The 11064-nt window shown below is 43.0% G+C and carries 10 protein-coding genes; 6 read left to right on the top strand and 4 right to left on the bottom strand.

Annotation, left to right across the window (positions count from 1 at the left end):
- Nucleotides 1-6: 6 nt before the first annotated feature.
- Both glgX and msrB read left to right on the top strand, forming a co-directional pair.
- Nucleotides 7-2106, top strand: a complete 2100-nt coding sequence (glgX, locus tag ACVFI8_RS00770) for a glycogen debranching protein GlgX (protein WP_248715342.1) — start codon at nt 7-9, stop codon at nt 2104-2106.
- Nucleotides 2099-2494 carry a peptide-methionine (R)-S-oxide reductase MsrB gene (gene msrB, locus ACVFI8_RS00765; protein ID WP_248715343.1) on the top strand — a complete coding sequence of 132 codons (396 nt, stop codon included), beginning with the start codon at nt 2099-2101 and terminating at the stop codon, nt 2492-2494. The genes glgX and msrB overlap by 8 nt, the downstream gene beginning before the upstream one ends.
- Before the next feature lie 7 nt (nt 2495-2501).
- On the opposite strand, the gene ACVFI8_RS00760 is transcribed toward msrB, so the two are convergent.
- Nucleotides 2502-3329, bottom strand: coding sequence for a DUF2989 domain-containing protein (locus ACVFI8_RS00760; protein WP_248715344.1), 828 nt, complete (start codon nt 3327-3329; stop codon nt 2502-2504).
- Nucleotides 3330-3499: 170 nt separating this feature from the next.
- Here ACVFI8_RS00760 and ACVFI8_RS00755 point away from each other — a divergent pair, with 170 nt between their 5' ends.
- Nucleotides 3500-3781 carry a YeaC family protein gene (locus ACVFI8_RS00755; RefSeq protein WP_248715345.1) on the top strand — a complete coding sequence of 94 codons (282 nt, stop codon included), beginning with the start codon at nt 3500-3502 and terminating at the stop codon, nt 3779-3781.
- Here ACVFI8_RS00755 and ansA read toward each other — a convergent pair.
- Complete coding sequence (gene ansA / locus ACVFI8_RS00750; RefSeq protein WP_248715346.1) at nt 3778-4788, bottom strand: asparaginase; 1011 nt, start codon at nt 4786-4788, stop codon at nt 3778-3780. The genes ACVFI8_RS00755 and ansA overlap by 4 nt on opposite strands.
- A gap of 84 nt (nt 4789-4872) precedes the next feature.
- Nucleotides 4873-6699 (bottom strand): signal peptide peptidase SppA, encoded by a 1827-nt coding sequence (gene sppA, locus ACVFI8_RS00745; RefSeq protein WP_457872742.1) that lies wholly within the window; start codon nt 6697-6699, stop codon nt 4873-4875.
- 155 nt (nt 6700-6854) lie between these two features.
- Between sppA and ACVFI8_RS00740 the strand changes: the two genes are divergently transcribed.
- The 3 genes from ACVFI8_RS00740 (at nt 6855) to ACVFI8_RS00730 (ending at nt 10249) form a co-directional block, all read left to right on the top strand.
- The gene (locus ACVFI8_RS00740) at nt 6855-8876 is read left to right on the top strand and encodes an oxidoreductase (RefSeq protein ID WP_248715348.1); all 2022 of its coding nucleotides are present in this window, start codon (nt 6855-6857) and stop codon (nt 8874-8876) included.
- Nucleotides 8877-9087: 211 nt separating this feature from the next.
- The gene (locus tag ACVFI8_RS00735) at nt 9088-9627 is read left to right on the top strand and encodes an NAD(P)H nitroreductase (RefSeq protein ID WP_457872741.1); all 540 of its coding nucleotides are present in this window, start codon (nt 9088-9090) and stop codon (nt 9625-9627) included.
- Between the two features lie 43 nt (nt 9628-9670).
- Nucleotides 9671-10249: a DsbA family protein gene (locus ACVFI8_RS00730; protein WP_457873840.1), complete on the top strand. Its 579-nt coding sequence runs from the start codon at nt 9671-9673 to the stop codon at nt 10247-10249.
- On the opposite strand, the gene ACVFI8_RS00725 is transcribed toward ACVFI8_RS00730, so the two are convergent.
- The gene (locus ACVFI8_RS00725; RefSeq protein ID WP_248715350.1) at nt 10246-10926 is read right to left on the bottom strand and encodes a DUF3334 family protein; all 681 of its coding nucleotides are present in this window, start codon (nt 10924-10926) and stop codon (nt 10246-10248) included. The genes ACVFI8_RS00730 and ACVFI8_RS00725 overlap by 4 nt on opposite strands.
- Nucleotides 10927-11064 lie beyond the last annotated feature (138 nt).

Genomic DNA, 11064 nt, shown 5'->3' with positions numbered 1-11064 from the left:
GTGTACATGTCTACAAAAAGTCAATTAAATCCACTGCCGATTAGCCTGGTTCAGTATCAGGCATCAACCGGGAATGACTATCCGCTTGGCGCCTCATTAGATGATGATGGGTGTAACTTTGCGATACATGCTGGTGATGCCAAGCACATCGAGCTTTGCTTATTTGATCACAATGAAAATGAACTCGCTCGGGTTGTATTACCCGGAAAGCAGGGCGGCATCCGTTTTGGTCATATCGCCGGCATTAAAGCGGGTCAACTTTATGCGTACCGTGTTTTTGGCGCTTACCAGCCAGAGCATGGTCTGTGTTACGACCCAAGAAAACTGATCTTAGATCCCTATGCCAAAGCGGTCACTCGGCCGATTATTTGGGATGCTAAAGCCTATCAGGATGACGACTCTCAAATGGTGCCTAAATGCATTGTTTGTGACGATGCTTTTGATTGGCAAGGTGTAAGCAAACCCAATATTGCTAGGCAAGATACCATTCTTTACGAAACCCATGTTCGCGGTTTTAGTCAGCAAAAAGAAGATGTCGAGATTGCCAAACGTGGCACTTATTTGGGTTTGGTTGAGCCGTCTAGTATTGAGCATATTAAAAGCTTAGGTGTTAGTTCTGTGCAGCTGCTACCAATAGCTACATTCATGTCAGAACCGCGGCTAAAATCTTTAGGTTTGAGTAATTATTGGGGTTATAACCCAATATTGTTTATGGCTCCTGAACCTCGTTATGCTCAAAATGATGCGTTGACTGAATTTAAAACCATGGTTCGCGAATTCCATAGGCATGGCATTGAAGTTATCCTTGATGTGGTTTTTAACCATACCGCTGAATCGGGTTCAGACGGGCCCTCGTTGTGTTACAGAGGCCTAGATAATAAAAACTACTACCTATTTGAACACATTGGCGACAGCCCTGATTATAGCCAGTATGTGAATAATACTGGGTGTGGAAACAGTGTTAGCTTAGATCATCCAATCGGTTTGAGGCTGGTATTAGATAGCCTGCGCTACTGGGTTGATGAAATGCAAGTTGACGGCTTTAGGTTTGACCTTGCGGTAAGTTTAGGCCGAGAACGAAATCACTATAATAACCAAGCCGCATTTTTTAAAGCTATTGCCCAAGATCCCATCCTATCGCGTGCCAAAATGATTGCCGAGCCATGGGATATCGGCCCTAACGGTTATCAATTGGGGCATTTTCCAGAGCGTTGGATGGAGTGTAATGATCGCTTCCGTGATACTAGCAGAGGCTTTTGGAAAGGAGAGCACGGCCTTTTAGGTGAAATGGCGACTCGAATCATGGGGTCTCGCGACGTATTCCTATCCAGTCGCAGAAGTATTCATACTAGCGTTAATTATATCTGTTATCACGATGGATTTACCCTCGAAGATATCGTCAGCTATGAACAGCGACACAACCATGCCAATGGGGAAGATAATCGGGATGGGCACGGACATAATATTTCGGTCAATTGCGGCGTTGAAGGAGCTACCAAAGACAAGAAAGTATTGGCTCGGCGCAGAAAACTAAAACGTAATTTATTGTCTACTCTTATGTTATCGCAAGGAATCCCTCATTTTCTAGGCGGCGATGAGTTAAGCCGAAGCCAGCAAGGCAATAACAATGCCTACTGCCAAAACAACAAACTGAGTTGGTTTAATTGGCAGTTAGATAGTGAACAGCAACAATTTTTGGCGTTTACTCAGCAGCTTATAGCGTTGCGTAAACGTTCTCGCTTATTTCATTATTTGCAGTTAGAAAACGACAGCTATGAGAAGTGTCATCATAAGCATCATAGCGTGCGTTGGTTCAGGCCTGATGGAAAACATATGCATCAAGAGGATTGGCACCAGTCCCATGGTTGGGCGGTGGCTGTTGAAATGCGTAGTTTACGAGATGCCAAGGAACGCTGGTTATGGATTATTAATGCTTGCGACCATTCCATAGAGTTTGCTATTCCCGCCGCAGAAAATAACCATCGTTGGGTGCAACAGTTAGATACTTCTAGTGAACAAGCTATTTACCCTAAACAGCGGCGAAAACCATCCATTAAATTGAGTAAAAGTTCCATGTTATTATTAGAACAAGTAAGCCATGACTAAAGTAGTTAAAGATGAGCAAGAGTGGCGTGAATTGTTAGACGAACTCGCTTTTCAAGTCACTCGTAACGGTGCGACTGAGCATCCTTTCACTGGGAAGTTATTACATAATAAACAGCAAGGTGTTTATAGCTGTGTATGCTGTAACCAAGCCTTGTTCCAGTCAGGCGCTAAGTTTGATGCCGGATGTGGCTGGCCAAGTTTTGATCGTATCTCCAGTGAGCACGTTATTCGGTTTGTGGCCGATAAAAGTCATGGCATGGATAGAATAGAAGTGAGATGTAGTCGCTGCGACGCCCATTTGGGCCACCTGTTTAATGATGGCCCTACTGAAACAGGGGACCGCTACTGTATCAATTCAGTGGCGCTTGATTTTTCTGCTGATAATTAGACTTGATTTACGGCTGGTATTGCCTTTTCTCTATTTGTTCAAAAATTTTGTCAGCGGTGTTGTCTAGCGCTTGTTTTTGTTGTTCATCCATTTTCAATAGATGATTTAGTCCCGCATAATCTTGGGTGCTATGATCGCTGAATTTTGCAGAAACCCGAGCCCATAAGTAGGCATTTGGGTAATCTTTTATACTCATATACTGTGAAGTGATTGCTTCAGCATATTTCGCTGGGATCGACGCTTCTGTAGAGTAAAGTTTAAAGATATTTTGTAAAATGCTGATGGCTTTATTTGCATCCTTTCCACTGTAGTAAATAGCTAATGTCCACTGCAGTTCAGGATGGTTTAAGGCCTCTGTACCTTCTAGTGCTAAAAACCGTTTACCCGCTTGTTCATTGCGTAATTGAGTCCAGTGGTATTTGGATAGGAAGGGGTAATCAGATTCTTTAGTTTCCTGCTCTAAGCGTTGCAGTTCTTCAAGAGAAGTCAACATACCTATTACCCGTTGTGTTTTACGTGATTTGTCATATTTGGGCTCAATACTGGCGGCTAGCTCTATACAGAAATTGTAAGCGCTATAGTCTCTTATCAAGGCGTATTTGTTGGGTTCACTGGGTTCTTGTCGCTCGTCTAAGCGGCTAAATATGACTGCTGAGCGTTCATTTTTACACCAGCCATCTCGGTTTAGATCATCACAAAGCTCGGGGTTGTTTTTGCAAATGCTTTTTATTGTAGGGCTGCCAAAGCCGAAGAAATTAAATCGAGTATCACATCCACTAAGAGTAAGCGGAACAACTAAGCATAAGCTAAGGCTAAATGGTTTAAATAGAGACAAATCATTTCCCTGATAAAGGTTTAGTGGCAATTTTTATAAGTGTAAGACTAGCATAGTTTTTTTCTATTTAGGTCAATCTAAACCCCGGCATTTTGCTCAACTGCTCAGTTTATAACTTGGCAGTGCTCAATTGGTTTGTTAGTGTTTCCATAACATTATAGGAGTGATAAATGGATGTAGAGAAGTTGTTGGCGGCGATGAGCCCCGAGATTTATCAAAACATGCTAACAGCAGTAGAAACTGGACGTTGGCCTGATGGTAAAAAAGTCACTAAAGAACAGCGTGACCATACCCAGCAAATGGTGATTTTGTATCAGGCTAAACATAACCATCAGCCCCAACATTTCACCGTAGGAACCGACGGCGAATTGGTCATGAAGTCAAAGCAAGAGCTAAAGCGTCAGTACCGCGAGGAGCAAACGATTATTAAAGTAGCTCAGCACGATAGTTAGAGGGTGATTTCACCTCTAATATCTTGGCTTAACAATTCTCTAATCCGCTTGCTAGGTAAATCTTTGCTTAGCAAGTAGTGTAATTTAGCTAAGGCTGCTTCGGTGGTCATGTCACTGCCACTTACAACACCAGCTTTGGCTAATGCATTGCCCGTTGCATAACCGTCCATATTTACCTTTCCTGTTAAACATTGGCTCAAGTTGAGCACGATAATTCCGCGTTCACTGGCTTGTTCTAGCAGCTCCGTCATCCTTTCATGTTGCGGAGCATTACCCACGCCATAACTAAGCAAAATGACCGCCTTAACTGGCTGTAATAGCAGATTAGCGATTACTTCAACTGAAATCCCCGGATATAAACTCACTACGCCAATAGGTTGGGGCACTATAGGACTAATCTGCAGGGCGCTAATTCCGGTTGGCCTTATTTCACCAGCGATAACTTCGATATCTATGCCGGCTTTTAGTAAAGGGGGGAAGTTAGGTGACATAAATGCATCAAAGCCGTCTGCATGGGCTTTGGTACTGCGATTTCCGCGTAGTAACTGGTTGTTGAAAAATAGGCATACTTCGTGAACTGGATAATAAGCGGCAAGGTAAAGCGCGTTCAGTAAGTTTGTTTGACCATCAGAGCGTAACTCGCTCAGTGGAATTTGCGAGCCTGTAACAATGACGGGTTTAGTTAGGTTCTCAAGCATGAATGATAGTGCTGAAGCGGTGTAAGCCATGGTATCGGTACCGTGCAAAACGACAAAACCATCATATTTTTCGTAGTTAGCTTGGATATCTTCAGCGATCAACTGCCAATGCTGAGGATCCATGTCAGCTGAATCTATAAGTGGAGAAAATTCATGAACGGTAAAGTCTGGCATTTCGTCGCGTTGAAACTCTGGCATTGCTTTAAGACAATCACGCATAAACCCAGCGACAGGTACATAGCCTCTTTCACTACGTTGCATACCGATAGTGCCGCCAGTGTAGGCTATATAAATAGATTTTTGATTCATCAGACTATAATTCAATAATTTTTTGAAATTATAGTCTGATGCAAAGCTAAAGTAATTAAGCGATTCTAAATAAATGCCATCGTTTTAGAATTGTTCGCATACAGCGCAAAAACTATATTGACCTAGCGGGTCATTGAATTGTTCAACATTCGGGGCCTGTTCTGCAAGAGAATGCAATAGCGCCCAATTGGGGATAGCCGTTTCTAAGGCTTGGGCTATATGAGAGTCAAATAGCTGGGCAATAAAACGTTCACGAGAATTTAGCTCAGGCCTTAGTTTTACTACTTGATAGTTTTCTAACTCAGTGAGAGCAGCAGCGTAGTCTATCGCATCATGTAAATCACCGAGTTGATCGACCAGTCCATTATTTAATGCATCTTGACCAGTCCAAATTCTGCCTTCAGCTATCTTATCCATATCGACTAAGTCGATACCTCTACCAGAAGAAACTAACGATAGGAAATCGTGGTAACCATGCTCCACATTCAACTGAATGATCTGCCTAACTTCTTCAGGTAGGGTTTGGATAGGGCTTATTTCAGCTAAGGTGCTAGTTGCATAGCCGTCGCTAGTCACGCCAATTTTCGCTAAGGCGTTCTCTAAAGTCGCAAACATGCCAAAAATACCAATAGAACCAGTAATCGTGGTGGGGCTGGCAAAGATTTGATCGGCGGTGGAAGAAATCCAATATCCACCGCTTGCTGCCACGCTACCCATTGATACGATGACCGGGATGCCTTTATCTTGAAATTGTTGGAATTTCTCACGAATTAATTCTGAGGCGAAGGCGCTACCTCCAGGGCTGTCAACGCGAACTACTAAGGCTTTAACTTGCTCATTATTCAAGGCGCGATTCAGCTGCGACAATACAGTATCCGCAGCGATCACATTTTCTTGTCCGCGCCCGCCAACAATTGCCCCTTGAGCAACAATTAAAGCAATCTTGTTACTACTGGTTTGATTGTTAGACACGGTTTGTAGGTAATCGAGGTAACTGTGTTTTTTATAGCTTTCACCATCTTCTGATTCACCAAAGGTATCGACTAGCACCTGTTTAGCTTGGCTGCGAGTAGTGAGCTGATCGATTAAACCAAACTTTTCGGCGTAACGTGCGCCATCACCGTCTACTGATTTTAGACGTGCAAGTAACTCTGAGGGTTTAGGCATAAGATGCTCGGCATCGAGCTTCCTATTTGCTGATACCGTTGTTAAATAAGCCTGCCAAAGCTGATCCATCCAATGAGCTAAATCTTGTTTTGCCTCGTCGGACATATCATTACGAATGTAAGGTTCTACAAACGATTTATGTGTTCCTACTCGGAAAATATGGGTAGTGACGTCAAGTTTATCGATAGCATCTTTGTAGAATAAGCGACGAGAGTTCATCCCTCGTATTAATACCGCTCCCTTAGGGTTAAGCAATAACTGGTCTGCGTAACTTGCGAGATAGTATTGGTGTTGGTCGTAATAATCGGAATAAGCCACAATAGGTTTTCCACTGTCTTTAAACCGCAGCAAAGCCTGTCCGATGGTGGCCAATTTTGTTTGGCTAGTGTTCGGTAAACTACCTAACTGAAGCACAATACCGGTGATATTACTGTCTGTACGGGCTTGCTCAATGGCTGCGACTATGTCGTGTAAATCAAACTCTTTTTCTACGGTATTTCCCAGTAATTCATTGGACAATTCAGCCATCGGGTTTATTCGTTGGCGTTGTTCAACAATTTGCCCGTCAAGAACAAGCTGTAATGCGCCGGCAACCGGTGGGGCTGCTGGTTCGTCGCTGACATCGTTAACGGCAATTATTACCATTACTACCAGCAATAGTAGAAATAAGTTAACGATTAACGCACGAATAAAGTTAAGGGTTTTCCAAAACAAGCGGAATATGTTTTTGATGAATTTAAACACTGCGATCTACTTATTAATGTCAAATAGAGTTAAACGTTACCATAGTCATAATTATCAGGCACCTGCAAATATTAAAACAATTGTTTGAAACGTGGGTTTGCTTTGTATACTCTGTTAACAGTTTAATAACATTCCAAAGGATTGAGGTTACAAAGATGACCAAGTACCCCAACTTGTTAGCACCACTTGATTTAGGTTTTACTCAGTTACAAAGTCGAGTCTTAATGGGCTCTATGCACACCGGTTTAGAAGAAGAAAAAGGTGGGTTTGAAAAGTTAGCCGCATTTTATGCCTTACGCGCAAAGGGTGGGGTTGGTCTAATTGTTACTGGCGGTATTGCGCCTAACTTTCGAGGACGGTTAGCGCCTAATGGATGTCAGCTTAGTTTTCCTTGGCAAGTTAAAAAACACCGAATAATCACCAATGCTGTACACCAAGAAGGTGGCAAAATTGCGCTACAGATTTTACATGCCGGTCGTTATGGATATCACCCATTTAATGTAAGCGCGAGCAAAATAAAAGCGCCTATCTCGCCATTTAAACCAAAGGCAATGAGTGATCGTCAAATACGCGCCACCATTAAAGATTTTGCCAACAGCGCCAAACTGGCCAAAAAAGCGGGTTATGATGGTGTTGAAATTATGGGCTCAGAAGGCTACCTGATTAATCAGTTTATTTGCGCGCGAACCAACCAACGTAACGATGGCTGGGGTGGCAGTTATCAAAATCGAATAAAAATTGCTTTAGAAATTGTTAAACAAACCCGAGCTTTGGTTGGCGAAAAATTTATCATAGTGTTCCGTTTATCGATGTTAGATTTAGTTGAAAAAGGTAGCACCTATGACGAAGTCGTGATCCTTGCAAAAGCACTTGAGCAAGCCGGTGTCACAATATTGAATACTGGTATTGGCTGGCATGAAGCGCGAGTTCCTACTATCGCAACCAGTGTTCCCCGAGGAGCATTTGCTTGGGTTACTGAAAAAATAAAGCAACACGTTAGTATTCCAATGGTAGCAGTAAACCGCATTAATACGCCTGATGTAGCAGAGAATATTTTACGCTCAGGTCAGGCCGATATGGTGTCAATGGCGCGCCCCTTATTAGCAGACCCGATGTTTGTCGAAAAAGCGCGAACCAACCAAGCCGCCCTCATCAATACCTGTATTGGTTGTAACCAAGCTTGTTTAGATCATGTATTTAAACAGCAACGTGCTAGCTGTCTCGTTAATCCGCAAGCTTGTTATGAAACCGAGCTTACTTTTGAAACCAGTAAACATAGTAAGAATATTGCAGTAGTTGGCGCCGGTCCTGCCGGCTTGGCATTTTCATGTTACGCCGCAGAACGTGGACATAAAGTGACAATTTATGACGCCAGCGCGCAACTAGGTGGCCAGTTTAACTATGCGAAGCAGATCCCTGGCAAAGAAGAGTTTTATGAAACGCTGCGTTACTTTGCCAATCGTATCAAGCAACTCAATATAAACCTTGAGCTCAATACTCGTGTTGACGCGCCCATGTTAGCGGCGCTAAATGTGGACGAAATTGTCGTCGCGAGTGGTATATCACCCCGTACTCCCCCCATTGAAGGCATCAATCATCCTAAAGTTTATAACTATTTGGATGTGCTACGAGACCACAAGGAGGTTGGCGATAAAGTCGCGATTATCGGTGCTGGCGGTATCGGCTTTGACGTTGCAGAATATTTGGTTGAAAAACAGCCTTCTTTATCTACTCATGTAGGCCGTTGGTTAGACAATTGGGGAATTGATAATACAATGTCACAAGCGGGTGGCCTAAAAGAGCAGCAGCAGCATAAGGCCTTACGTAAAGTCTACTTATGTCAACGTAAAGCCAGTAAAGTAGGTAAGAATTTAGGTAAAACAACCGGCTGGATCCATCGTGAAACCTTAAAGAAAAACCAGGTAGAAATGCTTGCTGGTGTTGAATATCAAAAAGTTGATGATCAAGGTTTGCATATTTTGGTTAATGGAGAGAAAACAATTCTCGATGTCGATCATGTGGTCGTATGTGCTGGACAAGAGCCTATGCGCGGCTTACATGACGATTTAAGTGCTTTAGGCGTAAGCTCCCACCTCATAGGCGGAGCTTACGTCGCGGCCGAGCTGGATGCTAAAAGAGCTATTCGCCAAGGCGCTGAGCTGGCAGCTGTTATCTAGGGTTAGCTTTGTGTATTGTTAATTTTACCGTTGCAGTCTAGTAGACTCATTTTAGCCAAGACTGCAACAGCCACACTTTAAACTGGTTGATTAGCTAGCTTCTCTCGTTTCAATACACATATTGCTTAGCTGTAAAACAGCGATCTAGCTTACTTTACTTTTGGCATAATTCGCGCACAATGGCGCTATATTCAGGCTGTTAAGGATAATAATGAAAGCCTTAGATTTATTGCTAAATCGTTACTCATGCGCGCGCTTAGCGGCACCCGCTCCCGAAGGAGCAGAGCTAGAAGTGATCTGGAAAGCAGGCCTGCGGGCTCCTGACCACGGAGGCTTAACCCCATGGCGTTTTATTCATGTTAGCGGTGAGGGGTTAAGTAGTCTATCGAACATTTTTGCGAAGGCGGCTGAAGCTGAAGAGGGCGACCACGAGAAAGCTAAAGCTATGCCGTTTCGTGCTCCACTTATTACCATCGTTATCGCTTCACCTAAAGTACATTCTAAAGTTCCTGAAATTGAACAAGTATTGTCTGCAGGCTGTGCGGTTCATGCGATGCAGATGGCAGCATTTGCTCAAGGGTATAATGGTATTTGGCGTACAGGTCCCATGGCTTATAGCCCGGTAGTTAACCAACAATTAGGTTTATCTGAGACTGAGTCTATTGTGGGTTATCTCTATTTAGGTAGTGCTCAAACCAAAGCCAATAAGCCACGTGAATTAGACTTTAAAGACTACGTAAGTTGGTTGTAGAGTGAGTGATTTTAAAGGCTGCTTATATTACGTGCATGATCCAATGTGCTCATGGTGTTGGGGTTACCAACCAACCTTGAGCTCACTGGAAAAAAAATTGCCTAAGAATGTTCAACTAAAGTACTTATTAGGGGGCTTGGCCGCTGACTCTTCGGTGGAGATGGCTGAAGATATGCAACAATTTTTACAGCAAACGTGGCATAAAATTTCCGACCAGTTAGGCACTGAATTTAATTTTGATTTCTGGCGACTAAACATACCTCGGCGTTCCACCTATCCAGCAAACCGCGCAGTACTTGCTGCTGCTAAGCAGCACGCAGGAAAAGCGATGATTAGCGCAATTCAGCATGCCTATTATTTGCAGGCAATCAATCCCTCAGATGATCATCAACTGATTACGCTGTCTCAAAATTTGGGCTTGGATAGTCAGCAGTTTTCTCGTGACTTGACGAGTGACGAGTTGAATAGACAGCTACTAGAGCAGATTCATTTTGCTCGTAGTTTACCTATTCAGGGCTTTCCTTCCTTGGTGTTAGAAGTCTCAGGTGCTTATCATCCAGTGGGCTTAGATTATAAAAATGCTCAAGTTAGCCTTGAGCATATACAGCAGTTGCTTAATTAGATGCCCAATTCGTCAAGTAAATCTTGATCAATGGTTTGGCTTGATTCGGCAGGCTTTTTGGATGCTTTGTTCTGTGCTGCAGCTTGTTCAATAAGATCATCGGGATCAACATCTTCTTCGGTTTCAAATTCATGAAGTTTTATGAACTCTGTTTTATCCATCGCCAATTCTAGATAGAAGATATTATTTTTAGCGGTAGTAAAGGTCACTCGGCGCGCTTGAGGTCGATCTAGATTAGTATCAATCGAAATGAGAACTTGTTTATTTAGTGCAAGCATTTTCGGCTGGTTTTGGGTAAGAGAGGTTTGTAACTCTTTTCCAATCACACCAGTGAAGTAACCTACCATTTGATTCATTAGTTCACCCATCACGTTGCCGACCTCATCAGCAGTGTGTTGTTGGGCGAGTTCCGATTCAGGTATGCCCATGTGCAACATGTAATTGCGGTAGATTTCCATTGCAGCATCGGCGGTGAAGTTAATCACGACCAAACCTGAAAAACCGCCATCGAAAAGTACAAAACAGCCTATATCTGGTTTAAGGCAAGTTTTGTTGATTTTTTGAACCATCGCCGAGTATCTAATTTCACTACTGGTTGCTTTGTTCAATACATTGGTGACTGAATTACACAGGGTGAGTAGTACGTCTTCGGTAGTAACCACTTTCAATTTTTTCATGCAGATCCTTGTTACGCTCATGATAATTTTGCACTTTCAATGAAAACAAGTATGGATGATGATCCCAATGCTGTATAGCTTTGATTGATATGGCTTAAGCGGCAATTAGCTTGAGTGTGAGGGTGATCAGCAAATAAA

Source organism: Agarivorans sp. MS3-6 (assembly GCF_054112545.1).
The sequence above is the reverse complement of the archived record's forward strand: the minus strand, read 5'-3'. Positions and strand labels throughout refer to the sequence as shown.